The following is a 21,888-nucleotide window of genomic DNA, read 5'->3' as shown; positions in this document are numbered from 1 at the left end:
ACACCTGCGTGAGGGACACTTAACCACCAGAACTATGTGTTGATCATGGAGGAGCCACCGGTGGAGTTCGACGTCACGATCGAGATTCCGAAGGGTTCGCGGAACAAGTACGAGGTGGACCACGAGACCGGTCGGATCCGCCTGGACCGTCGACTCTTCACCTCGACCGCCTACCCGACCGACTACGGCTTCGTCGAGAACACCCTCGGCGAGGACGGTGACCCGCTGGACGCGCTGGTCATCCTGGACGAGCCCACGTTCCCGGGCTGTCTGATCCGCTGCCGCGCCATCGGCATGTTCCGGATGACGGACGAGGCCGGCGGCGACGACAAACTGCTGTGCGTCCCGTCGACGGACCCGCGTGTGGAGCACCTGCGCGACATCCACCACGTGTCGGAGTTCGACCGCCTGGAGATCCAGCACTTCTTCGAGGTCTACAAGGACCTGGAGCCCGGCAAGTCCGTCGAGGGCGCCGACTGGGTCGGCCGCACCGACGCCGAAGCCGAGATCGAGCGGTCCTACAAGCGTTTCAAGGACCAGGGCGGTCACTGAGGCCCCGGTCGCCTGATGTCGTCGAGAGGGCCGCACGCATGCGTGTGCGGCCCTCTCGGGCGTCTGTGCGCATACTGAGGCCTACGGAAGGTGTCGTTCAGGGAGCGTTGCTCAGTGTCGGAGGCGGAGAACCGCAAACCGCAGTCGGACGAGGCGAGGAGCGCCTTCGATCCCGAGATCACGTCCGAGTTCGCGATGCCGGTGGGGCTCACCGTCCCCAGAACCGGCGGGGAATCCGAGACCACCTCGGAGTTCGCCGTTCCGCGGGGGCTGGACGTGAGCCAGCCGGCCGCCGGGGACGGCGAGGGATCGGCGTTCAGCGTGCCGAGCACCTACAGCGCCCGTGAGGCGCCGGCCGCCTTCACCCCGCCCTCCGGCGTCCCGATGGTGAGCCTGATCAAGGACCTGCCCTGGCAGGACCGGATGCGCACGATGCTGCGCATGCCGGTCACCGAGCGGCCCGCGCCGGAGCCGGGGCCGAAGACGGAGGAGGGCGGTCCGGCCGTCCCGCGCGTGCTCGACCTGACCCTGCGCATCGGCGAACTGCTGCTGGCGGGCGGGGAGGGCGCCGAGGACGTGGAGGCCGCGATGTTCGCGGTCTGCCGCTCCTACGGGCTGGACCGCTGCGAACCCAACGTCACGTTCACGCTGTTGGCCATCTCGTACCAGCCGTCCCTGGTGGAGGACCCGGTGACGGCCTCGCGGACGGTGCGCCGCCGGGGCACCGACTACACACGTCTGGCGGCCGTCTTCCAGCTCGTGGACGACCTGAGCGACGCCGACTCCCATCTCTCGCTGGAGGACGCCTACCGGCGTCTCGCCGAGATCCGCCGCAACCGGCACCCCTACCCGACCTGGGTGCTGACGTCGGCGAGCGGACTGCTCGCGGGCGCGGCCTCGGTGCTGGTCGGCGGTGACGCGGTGGTGTTCGTGGCGGCCGTGCTCGGCGCGATGCTCGGCGACCGGCTGGCGTGGCTGTGCGCGGGGCGCGGACTGCCGGAGTTCTACCAGTTCCTGGTGGCGGCGATGCCGCCGGCCGCGATCGGCATCGCGCTGACGCTGGCGGACGTCGATGTGAAGGCGTCCGCGGTCATCACCGGCGGTCTGTTCGCGCTGTTGCCCGGCCGGGCGCTGGTGGCGGGCGTCCAGGACGGCCTGACGGGCTTCTACATCACCGCGGCCGCACGCCTGTTGGAGGTCATGTACTTCTTCGTGGGCATCGTGGCCGGCGTGCTGGTGATGCTCTACGTCGGGGTGCAGCTCGGCGCGCATCTGAACCCGGATGTGTCGCTGGGCGTCTCCAATCGGCCGCTGTGGCAGATCGGCGCGTCCATGCTGCTGTCCCTGACGTTCGCGGTGCTGCTCCAGCAGGAACGGTCCACCGTGCTGGCCGTGACGCTGAACGGCGGGGTGGCCTGGTCGGTGTACGGCGCGATGCGCTACGCCGGCGACATCTCGCCGGTGGCCTCCACAGCCGTCGCGGCCGGGGTGGTCGGGCTGTTCGGGCAGTTGCTTTCGCGCTACCGGTTCGCGTCCGCGCTGCCCTACACGACCGCCGCGATCGGGCCGCTGCTGCCCGGATCGGCCACGTACTTCGGGCTGTTGTCGATCGCGCAGAACGACGTGGACGCGGGGCTGGTGTCGATCACCAAGGCCGCGGCACTGGCGATGGCCATCGCCATCGGGGTGAACCTCGGTTCCGAGGTCTCGCGGCTGTTCCTGCGAGTGGGCTCCGCCGACAAGCGACGAGCGGCCAAGAGGACGCGGGGGTTCTGACGCCCCCGCCCTCCGGGCGCCCTAGTAGCCCTGGTTGTGGGGGTACTGGCCGTTGTGCTGGGGGCCGCCGTACGGCTGCTGTTGCTGCGGGGGCTGCTGCTGCCACTCCTGCGGGTACTGCTGCTGGTGCGGGTACTGCCGGCCGTAGTACTCGTTCTCGTAGGTCTGGCCCTGGCCGCTCCGGGGGTCCTGCCCGTTCTGGTGGCCCTGACCCTGGCCCTGGTGCTCGTGGTGGCCCTGGCCCTGGCCCTGGTGCTCGTGGTGGCCCTGGCCCTGGCCCTGGTGCTCGTGGTGGCCCTGGTCGCCGTACGGCTGGTGCTGGTCGATGCGGCGGAGCTGGGTCGTGGCGTCGTCCATGACCGGGGGCTGCCCGTACGGCTGCTGCTGCGCCTGCCGCAGGGCGGGCTCCTGCGCGGCCGGGGCGTTGCGGGCCTCCTTGCGGGCCTTGAGGACCTCGATGATCACCGGGACGACCGAGATGAGGACGATCAGGACCAGGATCGCCTCGACGTTCTCCTTGATGAGGTCGATCTGGCCGAGGAAGTAGCCCGCGACCGTGACTCCCGTGCCCCACAGGACGCCGCCGATCACGTTGTACGTGATGAACGTGCGGTACTTCATGCGGCCTGCGCCGGCGATGATCGGCGCGAAGGTGCGGACGATGGGGACGAAGCGGGCCAGGACGATCGCCTTGGGGCCGTGCCGCTCGATGAACTCGTGGGCCTTCTCCAGGTTCTCCTGCTTGAAGAGCTTGGAGTCGGGCCGGCTGAAGAGCTTGGGTCCGAAGAACTTGCCGATCAGATAGCCCACCTGGTCGCCGAGGACGGCCGCGACCACGATCAGGGTGCACACCAGCCACAGCGGCTGGTGGATCCACTTGCCGTCGGCGACCAGCAGACCGGCGGTGAACAGCAGGGAGTCGCCCGGCAGGAAGGCGAACAGGCCCGACTCGGCGAAGACGATGACCAGGATGCCGGCCAGACCGAACGTCGAGATCAGATAGTCCGGAGTAATCCACTCGGGGCCGAGGGCGAGGGTAGTCACGGGTTCCGGGCTCCTGAGGGGTGAAGGCGGTCGGTGGGCGACCTGGCCGCCCAAAGCTATCAACGCGGCGCCGCGGGGCCAGGTTCCCAGGGGCTCCCCCAGGATGCACTGTGCCTCTCCCTGGGCAAACCTGTGAACATGGGCATCGATGATTACGGCGGCGGGCAGGGCCCCGAGCCGGACGTACTGGTCGTCACCACGAACGACGTACCCGGCTTCCGGGTTCAGCAGGTCATCGGCGAGGTCTTCGGGCTGACCGTGCGCTCCCGGCACCTGGGCAGCCAGATCGGCGCGGGCCTGAAGTCGATGATCGGCGGTGAGCTCAAGGGCCTGACGAAGACCCTCGTGGAGACCCGCAACCAGGCCATGGAACGGCTCGTCGAGCAGGCACGCGCGCGCGGCGCCAACGGCGTGCTGGCGTTCCGCTTCGACGTGACGGAGGCGGCCGACGTGGGCACCGAGGTGTGCGCCTACGGGACGGCGGTGGTCCTGACCCGGGAGTGACCCCGAGCCAGGACCGCAGGGTCTCCCTGGCTCCCGGGAAGCCCGGACTTCCCGGCCGCCCTGGACGCCCGGACGTCCTGGACGCCCTGGACGCTCTGGACGCCCTACGAGGCGTGCCGCGCCGCGTTCGCCGCGATCGCCTCCTCGAGGTGCGCGGCGAGCCCGGGGCGCATCGAGTCGTAGTACGCCTTGAAGCGCTCGTCGGCGACGTACATCCCGCCCAGGCACACGTGCATCTCGTAGGGGCAGTCGTAGTACCAGGCGGTGATGTGCCGCCGGTGTTCCTCGGCCATGTCCATGGCCGCCTCACCGGCCGGCGGCTCTCCCGCGTCCATCAGCGCCGCGTAGCGCCCGCTCCAGTCGTCGACCTCGGCCTGGACGCGCTTCCAGTCCTCCTTGGTGTAGCGGGCGGCCCGCCGCTGGGACTCGGCGTAAGCCTCGGTGCCGCCCCAGCGCTGCTCCGCCTCCTCGGCGTACTGCTCGGGGTCCTTGTCTCCGAAGACCTCGAACCGCTCCTCGGGCGTGAGGTTGATGCCCATCTTGTTCGCCTCCATGGCGTGTTCCACGGCCTCGGCCATCTTCTGCAGCTTCTCGATCCGGGCGGTCAGCAGTTCGTGCTGGCGGCGCAGGTGCGCGCGCGGGTCGGCCGCCGGGTCGTCGAGCAGGGCCGCGACCTCCTCGAGCGGGAAGCCGAGCTCGCGGTAGAACAGGATCTGCTGCAGCCGGTCGAGGTCGGCGTCGTCGTAGCGCCGGTGTCCCGCGTGGCTGCGCCCGCCGGGGACGAGCAGGCCGATGTCGTCGTAGTGGTGCAGCGTGCGCACCGTGACACCGGCGAATCCGGCGACCTGTCCTACGGAGTAGCTCACTTCGTCCGCTCCCTTCTCGGTACGCGCTCCACGGTGCGTCCTCACGCCGCGTCAGGTGCAAGGCGCTCGACTGCCGCTTCCCCTCCCGGTCCCGTCCCGGGCCCCTCCCCGTCTGCCGCGGCCCGGATGTCATGTCCGCTTTGCCCGCTTATCGTGAGCCCGTGGCCCAGGACACCGCAGAGCAGTCGCCCCGCCCTCCGGCGACCCCGGCACGCACCCTGCTGCCGTCGATCCTGCCCGCTCTCGTCATCGGGGTGCTGGCGAGCCTGATGCTCCTGCTGGTGGAGGGGGCGGCCGACCAGCTCCAGCACGTGCTGTGGCAGAACCTCCCGGACGCGCTGGGCGTGGGCCGGTACTCCGTGCTCTGGATGATGGTCATGCTCACCATGACGGGCGTCCTGGTGGGACTGGTGGTGTGGAAGGCTCCCGGGCACGCCGGTCCCGATCCGGCCACGATGGGGCTGGACGCGAAGGTGCTGCCGCCGGTGGTTCTCCCCGGGCTGCTGGTGGCGACGGCGCTGATGCTGGCGGGCGGGCCCAGCCTGGGTCCGGAGAACCCGATCATCGCCGTCAACGTGGCGGTCGTCTTCTGGCTGGGTCACCGGTTCCGGCCGACCGCGCCGGGCGCGGTGTGGGTGATGCTCGCGGAGGCGGCGACCATCGGCGCGCTCTTCGGCACGCCGGTGGCGGCGGCGCTGCTGATCTCCGAGGCCCTGGCGGGACGGCAGACGAAGGGGCCGTTGTGGGACAGCGTCTTCACCCCGCTGGTCGCCGCCGCGGCCGGCGCGATGACGACCACTCTGGTGGCCGAGCCCAGCTTCGACATGCACCTGCCCCCGTTCGGGCAGCCCGGCTGGGCCGACCTGCTGGCGGCGACGGTGGTCGCGTCGGCGGGCGCGCTCCTCGGCATGTGCGGCGTCTACGCCTTCCCGTACGTCCACGGCGCGTTCGCGCGGCTGCGGCACCCGATGCTGATCCTCCCGGCCGGCGGGGTCGTGCTGGGCCTGCTGGCGGCCGTGGGCGGCCATCTGACGCTCTTCAAGGGGCTGGACGAGGTCGCGCAGCTCGCCGCCGACCCCGACGGCTGGACGGCCGGCCAGTTCGCCACGATGACGGTGGTGAAGACGGCCGCGCTGGTGGTCGCCGCGACCTCCGGATTCCGGGGCGGACGGATCTTCCCGGCCGTGTTCGTCGGTTCCGCCCTCGGTCTCACCGCCCATGCACTGGTGCCGGGCGTCCATCCCGCGGTGGGCGTGGCCACGGGGGTGCTGGGCATCCTCCTGGCCATCACCCGGCAGGGCTGGGTGAGCCTCTTCGTCGCCGCCGTCCTGGTCGCCTCGCCCTCGATCATCGCCCTGCTCTGCATCGCCTCGCTGCCGGCCTGGCTGCTGGTGACGGGGCGGCCGCAGATGCAGCTGCGGGCGGACGGGACCTCGGTGCGCTGACACCCGGCTCGGGTCCTCGGGAGGCGCCGGCGCCACGGAAACGGGTCAGGTCCGCGGCGACCGGGTCCCGTCCGTCCCGCCACCGGCGCTCAGTGGCTCATGCGGGTGAACTTCCGTACCGCCAGCGGGAAGAAGACCGCCAGCAGGGCCAGCGGCCAGCCCACGGCCGGCCACACATGGCCGGGGTCCGCGCCCGCGCCGCCGAACAGGTCGCGCACCGCCGTCGCCGTCCGGGACATCGGGTTCCATTCGACGGCCGTGCCCAGCCAGCCCGGCATGGACGTGGGCACGGCGAGGGCGTTGGAGAGGAAGCCGATCGGCCAGACGAGGATCTGCACGGCCTGCACCGTCTCCGGCGTCCTGGCCACCAGCGCCAGATGGATGCCGACCCACAGCATCGCGAACCGGAAGAGGAGGAGAAGGCCCAGCGCGCCCAGGAAGGCGCCCGGTCCGCCCTGGGGCCGCCAGCCGAGCGCCAGGCCGACGGCGATCAGCACGGCGAGGCTCACGGCCGACTGGAGCATGTCGGCGGCCGAACGGCCCACCAGGACCGCGCCGTCGGCCGTGGGCATCGCGCGGAAGCGGTCGATGACGCCCTTGTCGAGGTCCTGGGTGACGGCGAGCATCGTGCCCTCCAGGCCGAACGCCATGGTGAGCGCGAGCATGCCGGGCATCAGGTAGTCGAGGTAGTCGCCGCCGACCCCTCGACCTCCGCCGATCAGGTAGCCGAACATCAGCAGCAGCATCACCGGGAAGACGAACCCGACGGCCAGCCGGCCCGGCCTGCGTGCCCAGTGGGCGAGCTCACGGCGGGTCATGGTCCAGCAGTCGGTCAGTGCGTACGCGTAGCCGCTCACACGGCCTCCTTCACAGGGTCGTCCGCGCGGTCCTCGCGCCCGGTCAGGTGCAGGAAGACCTCGTCCAGCGTGGGGCGGCGCAGGGCCACGTCCTCCGCCTCGACGCCGGCCTCCTCCAGGGCGCGGACGACGCCGAAGAGGGCGGCCATCCGGTCGGTGACGGGTGCGCTGAGCAGACGGCGGTCGGCGTCGACGGTGACGCCCGCCTCGGGCAGGGGCAGCAGGGCGCGGGCCGCCCCCAGGAGGCCCGCGTCGCGCAGGACGACGTCGATGCGGTCGCCGCCGGTCAGCGCCTTGAGCTCGTCCGGCGTGCCGTCGGCGATCACCCGGCCGCGGTCGACGACGCAGATGCGGTCGGCCAGCTGGTCGGCCTCCTCCAGGTACTGGGTGGTGAGCACCACCGTCGTCCCGTTGCCGGCCAGCGAGCGGACCGCGGACCAGACCTCGGCGCGCCCGCGCGGGTCGAGCCCGGTGGTCGGCTCGTCCAGGAAGAGCACCTCGGGGTCGGCGCCGTGCCGGCCGCCGATGAGGGAGGCGGCGAGGTCCAGCCGGCGGCGCATGCCGCCGCTGTAGGAGCGGACGGGCTTGCGGCCGGTGTCGGCGAGGCCGAAGCGCTCGAGGAGTTCGGCGGCGCGCACGCGCGCGTGACGGGCGCCGAGACGGTGCAGACGCCCGAACAGCTCCAGGTTCTGCCGGCCGTCCAGCTCCTCGTCGAGGGCGGCGTACTGGCCGAGCAGGCCGATGCGCCGACGGACCTCCCGGGCCTCGGTCAGCACGTCGTGGCCGGCCACCTCGACGCGTCCGGCGTCCGGCCGCAGCAGCGTGGACAGGATTCTGACCAGGGTCGTCTTGCCCGCGCCGTTCGGTCCGAGCACCCCCTGCACGGCGCCGCGGGCCACCGCGAGGTCGAGCCCGTCCAGTGCGCGCGTCTCCCCGTACCTCTTGTGGACGCCGTCGACGGTGATCGCCGTGTCGGCCATGGAAGCCCCCACTTCTCGACTAGGCAAACTTGACTACAGAGGCAAAAGTAACCGCACCCGACCCCAGTAGTCAAACTTGATCAGCGCCAGTCGTCCGGGTGCCGCTCCCGCGTCGCGTACGGGTTCTCCTCGCCCGGCGCGAGCACGCCGACGAACGGCTCGCCCTCACCCGCGAAGGTGTAGGCCCCGCCCTCGATGCGCGCGATCAGGCCGCGGGCCCACTCCGCCTCGGCGTCGGCCGTGTGGACCCAGAGGTTCATGATCTCGCCGATGTGGCCCAGCTGACCGGGGCCGGCTTCGGGGACGTAGTGCTCGGTGACGGCCGAACGCCACGCGTCGATGCCGCGCACGCGCTCCTTCAGGAGCGAGACGGCCTCCGCCCGCGGGAGGTCCACCACGAAGCCGATGGCGGCCGACTTCAGGTCCGTCTTCTGGTCGTAGGAGACCAGCGCCTCGCGCAGCAGCCGGAAGTACTCCTCGGCGCCCGCCTCGGTGACCTCGTACTCGGTGCGCGGCGGGCCGCCCGCGGTGGACGGGGCCGTCTCGTGCTCACGCAGCAGGCCCTGCTTCGCCATCTGCTTCAGGGCGTGGTAGATCGAGCCCGGCTTGGCGTTGGACCACTCGTGGGCGCCCCAGTACTCCAGGTCGCTGCGCACCTGGTAGCCGTGGGCCCGCCCGTGCTGGCGCACGGCGCCCAGGACGAGGAGACGGATCGCTGACATGCGCCCAGGTTAGGGCGTGGCGTCCGGGCGCCCCGCGGGCGCCCGGACGTCCGTCCGCCCCGGAGCGCGCCCTAGAACGGGAAGCCGCTGCGGCCGTGCTGGACCGAGATCCACTTGGTGGTGGTGAAGGACTCCAGGGTGCTCTCGCCGTTGAGGCGGCCGACACCGGAGTTCTTCTCGCCGCCGAACGGGACGATCGGCTCGTCGTGCACGGTGGCGTCGTTGACGTGGAACATGCCGGTCACGACCTGCTTGGCGAAGGCGACGCCGCGCTCGACGTCACGGGTGTGGACGGCGCCGCTCAGGCCGTACGGCGTGTCGTTGGCGATGCGCAGCGCCTCCGCCTCGCCGTCGAAGGTGTTGATGAAGGCGACCGGCCCGAAGACCTCCTGCTGCAGCAGGGCGGAGTCGAGGGGAAGATCGGCGAGGACCGACGGCTCGACGAGGTTGTCGGTGGTCGTTCCGTGCAGCAGGGCGGTCGCGCCCTCGGCGATCGCCTGCGCGACCGCGCCGGAAACGGCCTCCGCCTGCTGGGAGTTGATGACCGGGCCGATGAGGGTCTGCGGGTCGCGCGGGTCGCCGGCCTTCAGCGTCCTCACCTTGGCGACGAACTTCTCGGTGAACTCGTCGGCGAGCGAGCGGTCGACCAGGATGCGGTTGGCGGCCATGCAGACCTGGCCCTGGTGGACGAAGCGGCTGAAGACGGCGGCGTCCACCGCGTAGTCCACGTCGGCGTCGTCGAGGACGACGAAGGCGCTGTTGCCGCCGAGTTCGATGACGGACCGCTTGAAGTGCGAGGCGGCGACCGTCGCGACATGCCGGCCGACCTTGTCGGAGCCGGTGAAGGAGATGACCCGCGGGACCGGGTGCTCCAGGAAGGCGTCGCCGATCTCGGCTATGTCGGTCACCACGACGTTCAGCAGGCCCGGGGGCAGCCCGGCGTCCTCGAACAGCTTGGCGATCACGGTACCGCCGGAGATCGGGGTGTTCTGGTGCGGCTTGAGCACCACGCCGTTGCCGAGGGCCAGCGCGGGGGCCACGGACTTCAGCGACAGCAGGAACGGCACGTTGAAGGGGCTGATCACGGCGACCACGCCGACCGGCTCGCGGTAGACGCGGTTCTCCTTGCCGTCGACCGGCGAGGGGAGGATGCGGCCCTCGGGGCGCAGCGACAGGTGGATCGACTCGCGCAGGAACTCCTTGGCGAGATGCAGTTCGAAGGCGGCCTTGCCGAAGGTGCCCCCGGCCTCGGCGACGAGGATCTCGCTGATCTCCGCCTCGCGCTCCTCGACCAGCCGCAGCACCTTCTCGAAGACCGTACGGCGGGCGTAGGCGTTGGTGGCGGCCCACTGCCGCTGCGCGCGGGCGGCGGCCCGGTAGGCCTCGTCGACCTCGTCGACGGTGGCGATGGTGATCGAGGCGAGTTTCTCGCCGTCGTAGGGGTTGAAGTCGATGATGTCCCAGGAGCCCGTCCCTGGACGCCACTTACCGTCGATGTACTGCTGGGCCAGGTCGGTGAAGTAGGACGACGACATGTGATCCCTCAATCCCCTGCTGCGAACGTCTGTGACCGATCGACGTCACGATCTGATCACACGTCATCGTACGGGTGTTTCAAGGGAGTTGGCGGGATTACCGAAGCACGTGGGGGAAACCCTGCGGACCGGGCGTCAGGACAGCTGGATCAGGCCGCGGAGCAGGTCCCGGCTCTCGTCCGGTCCGGGGCTGTCCTGCTGCAGCTCCTTCAGGGCGAGCTCGTACTGTGCGACGTCCTCGCGCTTGTCCAGGTAGAGGGCGCTGGTGAGCTGCTCCAGATAGACCACGTCCGACAGGTCGGACTCGGGGAAGCTCAGGATGGTGAAGGCCCCGGACTCGCCGGCGTGCCCGCCGAAACTGAACGGCATCACCTGCAGACGGACGTTGGGCCGCTCGGAGATCTCGATCAGATGCTGGAGCTGCCCGCGCATCACCTCGCGGTCGCCGTACGGCCGGCGCAACGCGGCCTCGTCGAGGACGATGTGGAAGTCGGGGGCGTTCTCGGCGACGAGGTACTTCTGGCGCTCCAGGCGCAGCGCCACGCGCCGGTCGACGTCGGCGGCGCTCGCGCCCCTCATCCCGCGGCTGACGACGGCATGGGCGTACGCCTCGGTCTGCAGCAGACCGTGCACGAACTGCACCTCGTACACACGGATCAGGGCGGCCGCGCCCTCCAGGCCGACGTACGTGGGGAACCAGTTGGGCAGTACGTCCGAGTAGCTGTGCCACCAGCCCGCGACGTTGGCCTCGCGGGCGAGCCCGACGAGCGCGTGGCGCTCAGCGTCGTCCGTGATGCCGTACAGCGTCAGGAGGTCTTCCACGTCACGGGTCTTGAAGCTCACCCGGCCCAGTTCCATCCGGCTGATCTTCGACTCCGACGCCCTGATCGAGTATCCCGCCGCCTCGCGCGTGACGCCGCGGGCCTCACGCAGCCGTCGTAGTTGCGAGCCGAGCAGCATCCGCCGCACCACCGATCCGGGCTCTCCCGCGCTCACGTTCGCCAGCCTCCCCAGCCGTCCTAGGGGCCGCAGTCTGCCACTAAAACACTTCGAGCAGTACTCGTCCGATTACAGAGATGGAACGAATCCAAAGCATACGCACAGTGCGATGCGAAGGAAGAGTGAGGAGAAAGCAAGAGAAGTGGCGGTGATGGGAGAGAAGTTGGCGGAAAAAATGGCCAAGAAGCGGTACGGGCGGGTCCATTTCGGTCACGTGCACGTGCATCTGCCCTTGCATCCGCAGTGCGCATCAGAAACCATGGTCCCGCGCCACCGCTGCATCGCAACGACCGCGAATCCCGGGAGTGCCTCGCATGGGGACGAATGGATCGACCATGCTCGAGCCGTTACGGCAGGGCCTTCCGCCGCTTGATCCCGCGGCCGTGTCCAACGCCGCCTCCTGCGCTCTGCCCGCCCGCTACGAAGCGGTGCGCGAGGCACGGCAGTTCACCAAGCGCACGCTCGGCCAGTGGGACGTGGGCGACCGGTTCGACGACGTCTGTCTGGTCGTCTCGGAGCTGGTGACCAACGCGCTGAGACACGGACTGTCCGACGACGTCGCGCGTACGCCGGACCAGGCGCATCCGCCCGTGCGGCTGCACCTGATGCGCTGGACCGAGCGGCTGGTGTGCGCGGTGCGCGACCCCAGCCACGACAGCCCCCTGCCGCAGGAGGGCGAGGACTTCTCCGCGGAGTCCGGACGCGGGCTGTTCCTGGTGGACTCCTTCGCCGACGGCTGGGGCTGGCAGCCGCTCTCCGGCAGCCTGGGCGGCAAGGTCGTCTGGGCGCTGTTCCGGCTGCACACACCCGTCGAATGACATAGCGCGGCCCGCGTCGACGCGCTGCTTCTACGCGCGTTGCGATCCGTTTTCCGCCGAAAGGTCCGGCGCGGGCCGCCGGGCGGGGTCGTCAGCTGCCGATCAGGTGGTCGAACTCGCCGTCCTTGATGCCCAGGAGCATGGCCTCGATCTCCGCGCGTGTGTAGACGAGCGCCGGGCCGTCGGGAAAGCGCGAGTTGCGCACCGCGACATCGCCGCCCGGCAGTCTCGCGAACTCCACGCAGGAACCCTGCGAGTTGCTGTGCCGGCTCTTCTGCCAGGCAACCCCGTACAGCTGTGTGGCCGTCATGCCGTTGTACACGTCGTGCCCCCCGTCAACGTGGTGGTCCACAGGTCGCTCCCTGGTGGTGCACTGGCTTGTGTGGCCATTGGTGCCGTTGTCAACTGTCCCGGATCATAACCCCGTTCATATGCAGTCGCATGAGCAGATGCACGTGCACGCGCGGTGCCTGAGTGGTTACAGCTGTGACGCCTGCTTTACCGACGTCGTTCCGTCCGGCCGGGCGTCGGGAGGTGCGCGGAAAGGTCGTCCGGATCGAACTACTCGTGTACGGGGACAGACGCGCGCCGACGCCTTCGTGTTCCGTCGACGCGGGAACGACGTGGAATCGGATCGCCCCGCCGGGAGCGGCGCGACGGCCGCGGGGGCCGTCCCGGAGCGGCGGTTCCGGCGGACGCCCGCCGTCCGCTCGGCCCCGCGGTCGGCGGTCCGCGAGGGGACCGCGCCACGATGCGACCACGGCCCGACCGGTCGGACGCCACCCGCGCCCCGGTGATGTCCCGCAACTCCCCCGCACCTCGTCGCACCACGACGACGGCCACCGCCCCCGCGTACGACGCGGAGGTCGGCGCGGGGGCGGTGCGGGGCGGCCCGGAGCATCAGGGCGAGGTCGGCTCACTGCCGGGGCCCGGGTGCGTCCGAGCGGCCAGAGCAAGTAGACGGCTGGTGGGGTGTCCGCTCGTACTGGTGCGGGGGGTGGCACAGGCAGAACGGTGGACCTGCACTACGGAAGGCGACGTGTGCACACCGGGGCCGGGTGGACGGGACCGGCGTGTACAGGACAGGTGAGCACGCCCCCGGGACCCGAGCGGTGCGTGAGGCGCCCGGGGCGTGGGTCAGCGTGCGGCGCCGTACGGCAGCAGGGCCATCTCACGGGCGTTCTTGACGGCTCGGGCGAGTCGGCGCTGCTGCCGGGCCGAGACCCGGGTCACCCGGCGGCTGCGGATCTTGCCCCGGTCGGAGAGGAACTTCCGCAGCAGCTCGGTGTCCTTGTAGTCGACGTAGGTGACGCCTGCCCGGTCGAGGGGGTTGGGGCGGGCCTGGACAGGCTTGCGCTCGGGTTTGCGGGGCATCGGGTCAGACCTCCAGGAGGGTGTCGAAGGCGGGCGGCAGCCGCTTCCAGGCGGTGCGGCCGGCGGCGTACTCGGCGTCGGTGAGCAGGCAGGACTCCAGGAGCCGGGCGAGGCCGTCGCGGTCCAGGCCGGGGGACGTGAAGACCAGGTGCTGGCAGCAGTCGCCGTGTTCGGGGTGCCAGTCGAGGGCGGCCGCCGCGCGGCGCACCGGCGGGACCAGGTCCCAGGCCGCGTCCGGGAGGGACGCCAGCCACGGGCCGGCCGACTCCACGCACAGGGCGCCGCCCGCCGCGTCCCAGTGGAGCAGCACGTCGGGCTTGTCGGCGAGCCAGAACCGGCCACGGCTGCGGGCGGCCGCACAGGTCAGGTCCTCCAGCGCCGCGTACAGCCGTTCCGGGTGGAACGGCCGGCGGCGGCGCCAGACGAAGGTGCCGACACCGTGCGCGTCGGCATCGGCGGGGAGCAGCGCGCAGGCGGGATGCTGTGCCGCGGCGGCCGCCTCCGCGTCGAAGCCGGCCAGCACCGCGCCGGCCAGCGGCGACCGCGGGGCCGCGTGGTCTCCGGGCACGACCCGGATCCGGCGGGCCGTCGGATGCAGCTGCGCCAGCAGCTCGCGGTCCTCGTCGTCGGCCTCCCCGGAGTCGACGACGGCCAGCACGGGGGCGTACTCCAGCTGCCGCGCGAAGGTGTCGGCGACGGTGCGCCGGTCGGTGGCGGCCGCGGCGAGACCGCAGTCGGCGAGGTCGTCGCCGTTGCCGAGGCAGGGCAGGAGCAGCGCCGGGTCGACGGCGGTGACGACGCCGGTGACCGTGAGGCCGCCGGCGACCACCACCTCGGCCATGGCCTTGGGCTCGACCGAGTCCCACAGCTCGACGACCGCGAGGCGGGTGACGCCGTCGTCGGCGAGGCGGCGCAGCTCGGGCACCAGATCCTCGCGCAGCGCGCAGCAGGCGCAGTCGTCGACCAGGGGCGCCTCCCCGGCGGAGAGGATGCCGGTGGCGTCCCTGACGGTCCGTACGACCGTGCCCGCCGCGGCCGTCGCGAGGTCGTGGTGCAGGACGACGCAGCCGGGCACGTCGGCGAGCAGGCGCGCGACCGTCGCCCGGCGGGCGTCGGCGTGCAGCCCGCCGACGATCACGACCGACAGGCTCACGCCCCGCCCTGCTTCCCGTAACGCCGCTCGAAGCGCTCGACCCGGCCCGCGGTGTCCAGGACGCGTGCGGTGCCGGTGTAGAAGGGGTGGCTGACGTCGGAGATCTCGACGTCGACGACGGGGTACGTGACGCCGTCCTCCCACTCGACCGTCCGGTCGCTGCTCATGGTGGACCGGGTGAGGAAGGCGTAGTCCGCGGCACGGTCGCGGAAGACCACAGGGCCGTAGGGCGGGTGGATCTCGTTGCGCATGGAGTTCAGCGCTCCTCTCGGAAGTCGACGTGACGGCCGGCGACGGGGTCGTACTTGCGCAGGGTCAGGCGGTCGGGGTCGTTGCGGCGGTTCTTTCGGGTCACGTAGGTGAATCCGGTCCCCGCGGCGGACTTGAGCCTGACGACCGGACGGAGTTCGTTGCGAGCCATGCTGCTATGTTACTGAAAATGAATCCCATTAGCGATAGCGCTCCAGGAGAGGTACGTCACCCATGTCCGCGCACTGCATGCTGACCGGCGCCCGGCCCGGCTTCGGCAACCGCATCTCCCGCTCCCACCGGCGCACGTCGCGCCGCTTCGACCCCAATGTCCAGAGCAAGCGCTACTGGCTGCCGGGCGAGGGCCGGCACGTACGGCTGCGGCTGAGCACGAAGGGGATCAGGACCGTCGACGTGATCGGCGTCGAGGCGGCCGTGGCGCGCATCCGGGCGCGGGGGGTGCGGGTCTGATGGCGAAGAAGAGCAAGATCGCGAAGAACGAGCGGCGCCGGGCGATCGTCGCGCGGCACGCGGCGCGGCGGGCCGAGCTGACGGAGACCGTCCGGCGGCCGTCGTCGACGGACGCGGAACGGGAGTCGGCGCAACGGGAGTTGCGTGCGCAGCCGCGGGACGCCAGTGCGACGCGGGTGCGCAACCGGGATCAGGTGGACGGCCGTCCGCGCGGGTACTTCCGGGCGTTCGGGCTCTCCCGGGTGGGTCTGCGGGAGAGGGCGCACGCGGGACATCTGCCGGGGGTGCGCAAGTCCTCCTGGTAGTCACAGACGGCTCCCAGCCCGCTCCCGGGGCTTGCTGGTAGCTTGCTGCGGTCCTTGAGGTCCAGGTTTTTTCGGTCCTAGCTCGGGAGCTTGCAGTGACTTCGGCGATCTTCTCGCGGGGTGCGTCCCGCCGTCCGGTGCGGGCCGCTGCGCTGGCCGCCGCGCTGGCGGGGGCGCTCGCGCTGACCGCGTGCAGCGGCGACGGGGGGTCCGGCGACGGCTCCGCGACCACCCCGGCGACGGCGGACGGGGGCGGTTCGAGCGGAGCCGCGGCCTCGCCCTCCGATTCCGTCTCCGCCTCGGACGAGCTGGAGGGCAGCTGGCTCGCCACGACCGACGGCAAGGCCGTCGCCCTGATCATCACGGGGAAGCAGGCCGCCCTGTTCGTGACCGGCGGGAGCGTGTGCAGCGGGACCGCCGGCAAGAAGGGAGGCATGCAGATGATCCACCTGACGTGCACGGTCGGGAAGGACGACCGGGCGACCGGCATGGTCGATTCCGTCGACGCGAAGTCCCTCGAGGTCACCTGGACCGGCGCGGCCGGCAAGGAGACGTTCACCAGGGCGGAGGGCGGTCAGTGGCCGTCGGGTCTGCCCACGGCCGGGATCGGATAGCCCCGGACGTACGGGCCGGACGTACCGGCCGGACGTACCGGCCGGACGTACCGGACTGGCCCTCCGGACGAACGGGCCCTCCGGACGGGCCGGTAGCCCCCGATCACCCCCGGTCACCCGTGGCCCGCCCCTCGTCGGCCCCCGACGGACAGGCCGGCCCGCGGCCCCGTCGGCGGCCGGGCTTGCTGCCCCGTCGGCGCCGGTGGGCGGCCCGCCCGTCCTTCAGTGCGGCGTCCGGGCCCGCGGGGTCTCTTCGCGGATCGAAGCCCGGGCGGCTGGGCCCGCGTCCGCGCCCCCTCGCCGCGCCGCGGCATCGGCCTTCGTATGCAGCACCGCGCGGGCCTGCTCCGCCGCCCGCACGGTGCTCTCGCCGACGAAGTCCAGGAAGCGGGCGATGTTCTCGAGGCGGGCGGCGGCCGGGGAGGCGGGGCCGAGGATTCCGACGCCCTGCCGTGCGATGTCGATCACCTGGGTCAGAGCCCGGGCGCTGGCCAGCATCGACTGGTACCAGACGTCGTCGTCGACCACGTAGCGCTCGCGGCGGCGCTCGTCGCGCTCCCGGCGGACGAAGGCCTGCTCCTCGAGGTACGTGATCGCCTTGGAGACGGACGCGGGGCTGACCTGGAGGCGCTGCACGAGATCGGACGCGGTGAGGCTGCCCGTGTCGGTGAGGGTGAGGCAGGCCATGACCCTGGACATCATCTTCGGCATGCCCGAGGCCATGAGGACCGTCGTGAACGCCTCCTCGTACTCACGCACGGCCTCGGCGTCGCGTCCATGGGCCTGCGGGAACGCGTCCGGCCCGCGGGGCGCGGCCTGCCTGCGGCGATGGGCGCGGCGCTCGGTCGCCCGGTGGGCCAGGTCGGCGCGGTAGGCGGTCGGGCCGCCGTTGCGCATCACCTCGCGCGTGATCGTCGAGGTGGGACGGTCGAGACGTCTGGCGATCTCCGCGTAGGCGAGGCCGTCGGCCAGCCCCGACGCGATCTGCTGACGTTCCTGCTGGGTGAGTCTGCCTCCCGGCATCACGGCCTCCTTCGTGCGCCTCGATCTCCTTCGTGCGCCTCGATGTCGTCAATTTAGCGTTCACCGACATGCATTGCAACGAACGAAGGCACGCGCGTTGCGTTGCCCGGCATCCCGTTGCAACGATTACATGAGCTTCACCTGCACGAATAGCAATTCTGCGCAACGAACTTGTTGCCCAAGTCGAGAACGCAACGTAGCTTTTCCCATGTCGGAAACAGCAACGAACACAGGAGAGCACGATGCAGAAGTTCGCCACCGCCGCCCCGGTCTCCGTCGTCCTCGACGTTCCCGCGGGACGGGTCCGGTTCATCGCGGCCGACCGTGCCGACACCACGGTCGAGGTGCTGCCCGCGGACGCCGCCAAGGGCCGCGACGTGAAGGCGGCGCAGGAGACCTCGGTGGATTTCGCCGACGGCGCCCTGCGGATCACGGGCCCCTCGAAGAACCAGCTCCTCGGCGCCTCCGGGGCCGTCGAGGTGACCGTCCAGCTGCCCGTCGGCTCGCACGTCGAGGCGACGACCGCGGCCGGCGAGTTCCGCGGCGTCGGCCGGCTCGGCGACGTCGCCTTCGAGGGCGCGCAGGGCACGGTCAAGATCGACGAGGCGGCGAGCGCCCGGCTCACCCTTCTCGCCGGCGACATCTTCGTCGGCCGCCTCACCGGCTCCGCCCGGATCAGCACCCAGAAGGGCGACCTGCACATCGCCGAGGCCGTGCGCGGCACGGTCGTCCTGCGCACCGAGGCCGGCGCCATCACCGTCGACGCGGCCCACGGAGTCTCCGCCTCCCTCGACGCCGGCACCGCCTACGGCCGTATCCACAACTCCCTCGCCAACGCCGACGGCGCCGCCGCCGGCCTCGCCATCCAGGCCACCACCGCCTACGGCGACATCACCGCCCGCAGCCTGTCGACTGCCCGGCGCTGAAGCGCCGGGCGCGCACGACGGGCGTCACCGGCGGTGACACTTCGTTCGCGTCCGGCCCCGTCGCGCCGGCGCGGTGGTGGGGCGGGGGCGGGGGCGCGCGACGCGGGGCCGCGCGCGTGCGTGATGATCCTTCGAGCACCGTCACCAGACCCGAGGGACCCACACATGCGCGCCGTTCCCATCACCGTCACCGCTCTCGCCGCGGCCCTGCTCCTCACCGCCTGCTCAGGCGGGGACGACAACGGCTCCGGCGGCGACTCGAGCAAGGCCGCCGCGTCCCCCGGGGCCGCCGGATCCGCCTGCGCGGCCGGCGACCTCGGCCAGGAGGTCGGCCCCGTCGACGCCGCGCCCGCCGCCGGGGACACCGGCAACGTCACCGTCACACTCACCAACAAGGGCAAGGAGTGCACCCTGGACGGCTTCCCCAAGGTCGACCTCCAGGCCGGCGGGGCCTCCGCGACCGTGACGCAGGACGAGGCCGCCGCGCCGCAGCCCCTGACCATCCCGGCGCAGGGCACCGCCTCCTTCACGATCACCTACGTGCGCGGCGCGGGCAGCGGCGAGAAGTCCCTCGCCGTGAAGACCGTCGCGTACGGCCTGCCGAAGGCCTCGTCCACCGCGGACTTCCCCTGGTCCTACGGTGACGTCGCGCTCAAGAGCAAGGGCGTGGCGGACGCGACGGTCAGCGCCTTCCACCCGGCCGGCGACTGACCCGATCCGTCCGGCGTGCGGTCACGGCAGGCGGGGCCGGGACTGCACGCGGGCCCGGTCCGCCGCCTCGGCGCCCTCGGTCCAGCCCGCCTCGTCCGTGACGCCCCGCAGGCGGGTGGAGACCGTCTGCGGGAACATGCGGTCCGTCGCCGCGGTGACCGCGACCTCGCGGGAGGCGAGGACCGGCAGCAGGTCGTCGCAGACCTGGGTCCCGGCGGCGGCCGTGAGGCGGGCGCCGACGCGGTGGGCGTACGCGGCGAGGAAGGACTGCCGGAAGGTCTTGGTCCGCCGGCGGCCGCTCGCCCGCTGCGCCGCCTCCGCCTTGGCCATCGCCGACTGCGCCTGCACCAGCAACGAGGTGTACAGCAGTTCCACCGACTCGAGGTCCGCCTCGAAGCCGACGACCGTGGAGAAGGCGAACGGCTCGTTCCACACCGCCCTGCAGTGGTTGGCGTCGGCGACCGCGTCCAGCAGCACCGCCTTGGCCTGCTCGTACGGCGGCTCGACGCCTATCCGGCAGGCGCCCGGCGCGTCCGGGTCCGGGGCCCGGGCGTCGAGCAGGGCCTCGTCGACGCTGTGCCGGGCCATCAGCTCCTGCGCCTTCGCCGTGAGCGCCTCGGCCTCCTCCGGGAAGCCCGTCGCCTCGGCCTTGGCGAGCAGCGCGCGGATACGGGTGAGCATGCGGGCCGAGGAGTCCGCGGGCGCCCCGGCCGCAGGCCCCCGCCGGTGACCGTGCCCGCGCCCCGGCTCGTCGAGAGGGTCGAGGCCGGGCAGACGCAGCAGCAGACGGTAGAGCTCCAGGACCGCCGTGGCGTGCGAGAAGCGGTCCGCGGACGGGGGCGGCCCGGCCGGCAGCTCCGCCAGCTGCGCCGCCCAGCGACGACCGCGCGCCCGGTCGTCGCGCGCCTGCGCGCGGATCAGCGCCGCCACGAGGCCCACATGGGCGCCGTCCAGGTCGCGCCGCACGATCCGCACGAGGTCAGCGGGCTGCCAGCCGCGCCGCCAGAGCGCCGCCACGAACTCGGTGCCGCGCCGCGCGAGCTCCGCGTCCGCGGCGGGGTCGGCGGCGAGAAGGGACGCTCCGGAGTCGAGGGCCGCGTCGGCCGTGTCGTAGAGGGCGGTCCGCAGGGCGCGTTCGACGGCGCCGGCCGGGTCGCTGCTGGTGCTGCTCACCGTTCGATCGTGCCATGCGCCGCACGCCGCACCCTCCCCCGCACTGTCAGACCCCCCTGCCACACTCGCGACATGGCCGACCGGTGGGCACTCGCTCCGGCCGAGGACGGTGGCGTGGAACTCGCCCCCCTCGGTCCTGACGGCCTGCCCGCCGGCCCGTCGCTGCGCGAGCCGGATCTGGCGCGGGCCGTGCGGGAGCGGCCCGACGTCGTGCGCTGGGTCTGGCGTTCCACGCCCGAGGTCTACCCGCGCCTGCTCGACGCGGGCGTGCGCGTCGACCGGTGCTACGACGTGGAGGACGCCGAGACGCTCCTGCTCGGCCACGAGGGCCGGTCCGGCGAGCCCCGGTCGGCGGCCGCCGCGCTGGCCCGGCTGCGCGGCGGCCCCGTCCCGCCGGACCCGCCGCAACGCTCGGCCGAGCCCGGCGCCCAGTCCTCGCTGTTCGAACCGCGGGCGGCCGCGGGGCTGCCCCTGGCGGATCTCCTGGCCGTCTACGCGGAGCAGCAGCGCAGGCACGAACGGGCCGAGCACCCGGCGCGGATGCGGCTGCTGACGGCGTCCGAGTCGGCGGGGATGCTGGTGGCCGCCGAGATGAACCGGGCCGGGCTGCCCTGGAGCGCGCAGGTGCACCGCGCGCTCCTGGACGACCTGCTCGGCGAGCGGTACGCGGGCGGCGGCGAGCCCCGCCGGCTGGCGGAACTGGCGGACGAGGTGTCGGCCGCCTTCGGGCGCCGTGTCCGCCCCGACCTGCCGGCCGACGTGGTGAAGGCCTTCGGCCAGGCCGGGATCCGGGTGCGGTCGACCAGGCGCTGGGAGATCGAGTCCCTCGACCATCCGGCCGTGAAGCCGCTGCTCGAGTACAAGAAGCTGTACCGCATCCGGGTGGCCCACGGCTGGTCCTGGCTGCAGGACTGGGTGCGGGACGGGCGGTTCAGGCCGGAGTTCCTCGCGCACGGCACGGTCACCGGGCGCTGGGTCACCAACGGCGGGGGCGCCCTGCAGATCCCGAAGGTCATCCGGCGGGCGGTGGTCGCCGACCCCGGCTGGCGGTTCGTGGTCGCCGACGCCGACCAGATGGAACCGCGCGTGCTGGCGGCGATCTCCCGCGACCCCGGCCTGATGGAGGTGGCGGGCCGGGAGAGCGACCTCTACCAGTCCGTCTCGGAGCGCGCCTTCTCCGGCGACCGCGCCCAGGCCAAGCTCGCCGTGCTCGGCGCGGTCTACGGGCAGACCTCCGGCGACGGCCTGAAGAACCTCGCCGCCCTGCGCCGCCGCTTCCCGCGCGCGGTGGAGTACGTCGACGAGGCGGCCCGGGCCGGCAAGGAGGGCCGGCTGGTGCGGACCTGGCTCGGCCGCACGTGCCCGCCGGCCGTCGGGGCGGTCGAGGCGGAGGAAGCCGGCATCCCCGTCGACGACCCGGTGGGCCCCGCCGAGGAGGACAGCGCCGACGACCGTCAGTGGACGCCCGGTTACGCCTCCACCGACGCCCGCGCGCGCGGTCGGTTCGCCCGCAACTTCGTCGTCCAGGGCAGCGCCGCCGACTGGGCGCTGCTGCTGCTCGCCGCACTGCGGCGGGCCTGTGCGGACATGGCGGCGGAACTGGTCTTCTTCCAGCACGACGAGGTGATCGTGCACTGTCCGCGGGAGGAGGCCGACACGGTCGTCGCGGCGATCCGGGAGGCGTCCGACCTGGCCGGGCGGCTGACGTTCGGGGAGACGCCGGTGCGGTTCCCGTTCACCACGGCGGTCGTGGAGTGCTATGCCGACGCCAAGTGACCGGTCCGGCGAGGG

25 protein-coding genes are annotated in these 21,888 nt (G+C 72.2%); 11 read left to right on the top strand and 14 right to left on the bottom strand.

Going from position 1 to position 21,888, the window contains the following annotated elements; genetic code table 11:
* Positions 1-60 precede the first annotated feature (60 nt).
* Together ACN6LD_RS12290 and ACN6LD_RS12285 are read left to right on the top strand one after the other, a co-directional pair.
* Positions 61-552, top strand: a complete 492-nt coding sequence (locus ACN6LD_RS12290; RefSeq protein WP_007452023.1) for an inorganic diphosphatase — start codon at positions 61-63, stop codon at positions 550-552.
* 114 nt (positions 553-666) lie between these two features.
* A complete protein-coding gene (locus tag ACN6LD_RS12285) occupies positions 667-2,328 on the top strand; it encodes a threonine/serine ThrE exporter family protein (protein WP_445043156.1) in 1,662 nt (553 codons plus the stop codon).
* Between the two features lie 21 nt (positions 2,329-2,349).
* On the opposite strand, the gene ACN6LD_RS12280 is transcribed toward ACN6LD_RS12285, so the two are convergent.
* Positions 2,350-3,372 (bottom strand): DedA family protein, encoded by a 1,023-nt coding sequence (locus ACN6LD_RS12280; protein WP_445043155.1) that lies wholly within the window; start codon positions 3,370-3,372, stop codon positions 2,350-2,352.
* A 138-nt stretch (positions 3,373-3,510) separates the two neighbouring features.
* Between ACN6LD_RS12280 and ACN6LD_RS12275 the strand changes: the two genes are divergently transcribed.
* On the top strand, positions 3,511-3,876 hold the full coding sequence (locus tag ACN6LD_RS12275; protein ID WP_319188533.1) for a YbjQ family protein: 366 nt from the start codon (positions 3,511-3,513) through the stop codon (positions 3,874-3,876).
* 104 nt (positions 3,877-3,980) lie between these two features.
* Here the strand turns inward: ACN6LD_RS12275 and ACN6LD_RS12270 are convergent, their stop codons facing one another.
* A complete protein-coding gene (locus ACN6LD_RS12270; RefSeq protein ID WP_445043154.1) occupies positions 3,981-4,742 on the bottom strand; it encodes a MerR family transcriptional regulator in 762 nt (253 codons plus the stop codon).
* A gap of 161 nt (positions 4,743-4,903) precedes the next feature.
* On the opposite strand from ACN6LD_RS12270, the gene ACN6LD_RS12265 reads away from it, so the two are divergent.
* Positions 4,904-6,187, top strand: coding sequence for an ion channel protein (locus tag ACN6LD_RS12265; protein WP_319188537.1), 1,284 nt, complete (start codon positions 4,904-4,906; stop codon positions 6,185-6,187).
* An 89-nt stretch (positions 6,188-6,276) separates the two neighbouring features.
* Here ACN6LD_RS12265 and ACN6LD_RS12260 read toward each other — a convergent pair whose 3' ends face one another.
* The 5 genes from ACN6LD_RS12260 to ACN6LD_RS12240 form a co-directional block, all read right to left on the bottom strand.
* The gene (locus tag ACN6LD_RS12260) at positions 6,277-7,005 is read right to left on the bottom strand and encodes an ABC transporter permease (protein ID WP_319188575.1); all 729 of its coding nucleotides are present in this window, start codon (positions 7,003-7,005) and stop codon (positions 6,277-6,279) included.
* Positions 7,006-7,040: 35 nt separating this feature from the next.
* On the bottom strand, positions 7,041-8,024 hold the full coding sequence (locus ACN6LD_RS12255) for an ATP-binding cassette domain-containing protein (protein WP_319188539.1): 984 nt from the start codon (positions 8,022-8,024) through the stop codon (positions 7,041-7,043).
* An 80-nt stretch (positions 8,025-8,104) separates the two neighbouring features.
* Positions 8,105-8,746 (bottom strand): PadR family transcriptional regulator, encoded by a 642-nt coding sequence (locus ACN6LD_RS12250; protein ID WP_445043153.1) that lies wholly within the window; start codon positions 8,744-8,746, stop codon positions 8,105-8,107.
* 71 nt (positions 8,747-8,817) lie between these two features.
* Positions 8,818-10,281: an aldehyde dehydrogenase family protein gene (locus ACN6LD_RS12245; RefSeq protein WP_319188543.1), complete on the bottom strand. Its 1,464-nt coding sequence runs from the start codon at positions 10,279-10,281 to the stop codon at positions 8,818-8,820.
* 135 nt (positions 10,282-10,416) lie between these two features.
* Positions 10,417-11,241, bottom strand: coding sequence for a helix-turn-helix domain-containing protein (locus ACN6LD_RS12240; protein ID WP_319188577.1), 825 nt, complete (start codon positions 11,239-11,241; stop codon positions 10,417-10,419).
* 374 nt (positions 11,242-11,615) lie between these two features.
* Between ACN6LD_RS12240 and ACN6LD_RS12235 the strand changes: the two genes are divergently transcribed.
* Complete coding sequence (locus ACN6LD_RS12235; RefSeq protein ID WP_445043152.1) at positions 11,616-12,098, top strand: ATP-binding protein; 483 nt, start codon at positions 11,616-11,618, stop codon at positions 12,096-12,098.
* 91 nt (positions 12,099-12,189) lie between these two features.
* On the opposite strand, the gene ACN6LD_RS12230 is transcribed toward ACN6LD_RS12235, so the two are convergent.
* The 5 genes from ACN6LD_RS12230 to rpmG all read right to left on the bottom strand — a co-directional run bounded on the left by ACN6LD_RS12230 (position 12,190) and on the right by rpmG (position 15,046).
* A complete protein-coding gene (locus tag ACN6LD_RS12230) occupies positions 12,190-12,408 on the bottom strand; it encodes a DUF397 domain-containing protein (RefSeq protein WP_057578095.1) in 219 nt (72 codons plus the stop codon).
* Between the two features lie 827 nt (positions 12,409-13,235).
* Positions 13,236-13,472 carry a 30S ribosomal protein S18 gene (rpsR, locus tag ACN6LD_RS12225; RefSeq protein ID WP_319188547.1) on the bottom strand — a complete coding sequence of 79 codons (237 nt, stop codon included), beginning with the start codon at positions 13,470-13,472 and terminating at the stop codon, positions 13,236-13,238.
* A gap of 4 nt (positions 13,473-13,476) precedes the next feature.
* Positions 13,477-14,625, bottom strand: coding sequence for a CobW family GTP-binding protein (locus ACN6LD_RS12220; RefSeq protein ID WP_445043151.1), 1,149 nt, complete (start codon positions 14,623-14,625; stop codon positions 13,477-13,479).
* Positions 14,622-14,876 (bottom strand): type B 50S ribosomal protein L31, encoded by a 255-nt coding sequence (locus ACN6LD_RS12215; RefSeq protein ID WP_319188550.1) that lies wholly within the window; start codon positions 14,874-14,876, stop codon positions 14,622-14,624. The genes ACN6LD_RS12220 and ACN6LD_RS12215 overlap by 4 nt, the downstream gene beginning before the upstream one ends.
* A gap of 5 nt (positions 14,877-14,881) precedes the next feature.
* Positions 14,882-15,046 carry a 50S ribosomal protein L33 gene (gene rpmG / locus ACN6LD_RS12210; protein WP_319188552.1) on the bottom strand — a complete coding sequence of 55 codons (165 nt, stop codon included), beginning with the start codon at positions 15,044-15,046 and terminating at the stop codon, positions 14,882-14,884.
* 62 nt (positions 15,047-15,108) lie between these two features.
* Between rpmG and rpmB the strand changes: the two genes are divergently transcribed.
* The 3 genes from rpmB (at position 15,109) to ACN6LD_RS12195 (ending at position 16,264) form a co-directional block, all read left to right on the top strand.
* Positions 15,109-15,345 carry a 50S ribosomal protein L28 gene (rpmB, locus tag ACN6LD_RS12205; protein WP_319188554.1) on the top strand — a complete coding sequence of 79 codons (237 nt, stop codon included), beginning with the start codon at positions 15,109-15,111 and terminating at the stop codon, positions 15,343-15,345.
* Positions 15,345-15,650 carry a 30S ribosomal protein S14 gene (rpsN, locus tag ACN6LD_RS12200; RefSeq protein WP_319188556.1) on the top strand — a complete coding sequence of 102 codons (306 nt, stop codon included), beginning with the start codon at positions 15,345-15,347 and terminating at the stop codon, positions 15,648-15,650. Before rpmB ends, rpsN begins: the two co-directional genes overlap by 1 nt.
* 95 nt (positions 15,651-15,745) lie before the next feature.
* Positions 15,746-16,264 carry a hypothetical protein gene (locus ACN6LD_RS12195; protein WP_319188558.1) on the top strand — a complete coding sequence of 173 codons (519 nt, stop codon included), beginning with the start codon at positions 15,746-15,748 and terminating at the stop codon, positions 16,262-16,264.
* 222 nt (positions 16,265-16,486) lie between these two features.
* Here the strand turns inward: ACN6LD_RS12195 and ACN6LD_RS12190 are convergent, their stop codons facing one another.
* The gene (locus ACN6LD_RS12190; RefSeq protein WP_445043150.1) at positions 16,487-17,287 is read right to left on the bottom strand and encodes a helix-turn-helix domain-containing protein; all 801 of its coding nucleotides are present in this window, start codon (positions 17,285-17,287) and stop codon (positions 16,487-16,489) included.
* Positions 17,288-17,529: 242 nt separating this feature from the next.
* On the opposite strand from ACN6LD_RS12190, the gene ACN6LD_RS12185 reads away from it, so the two are divergent.
* Together ACN6LD_RS12185 and ACN6LD_RS12180 are read left to right on the top strand one after the other, a co-directional pair.
* Positions 17,530-18,213 (top strand): DUF4097 family beta strand repeat-containing protein, encoded by a 684-nt coding sequence (locus ACN6LD_RS12185; protein WP_445043149.1) that lies wholly within the window; start codon positions 17,530-17,532, stop codon positions 18,211-18,213.
* A gap of 165 nt (positions 18,214-18,378) precedes the next feature.
* Positions 18,379-18,924 (top strand): DUF4232 domain-containing protein, encoded by a 546-nt coding sequence (locus ACN6LD_RS12180; RefSeq protein WP_445043148.1) that lies wholly within the window; start codon positions 18,379-18,381, stop codon positions 18,922-18,924.
* Between the two features lie 21 nt (positions 18,925-18,945).
* Here the strand turns inward: ACN6LD_RS12180 and ACN6LD_RS12175 are convergent, their stop codons facing one another.
* Entirely contained in the window at positions 18,946-20,097 is a 1,152-nt protein-coding gene (locus ACN6LD_RS12175) for a DUF2786 domain-containing protein (RefSeq protein ID WP_319188565.1), read from the bottom strand.
* A gap of 72 nt (positions 20,098-20,169) precedes the next feature.
* Between ACN6LD_RS12175 and ACN6LD_RS12170 the strand changes: the two genes are divergently transcribed.
* Positions 20,170-21,873, top strand: a complete 1,704-nt coding sequence (locus ACN6LD_RS12170; protein ID WP_319188567.1) for a bifunctional 3'-5' exonuclease/DNA polymerase — start codon at positions 20,170-20,172, stop codon at positions 21,871-21,873.
* The last annotated feature ends 15 nt before the right edge of the window (positions 21,874-21,888 follow it).

Source organism: Streptomyces sp. SAS_272 (genome assembly GCF_052543235.1).
The sequence above is the reverse complement of the archived record's forward strand: the minus strand, read 5'-3'. Positions and strand labels throughout refer to the sequence as shown.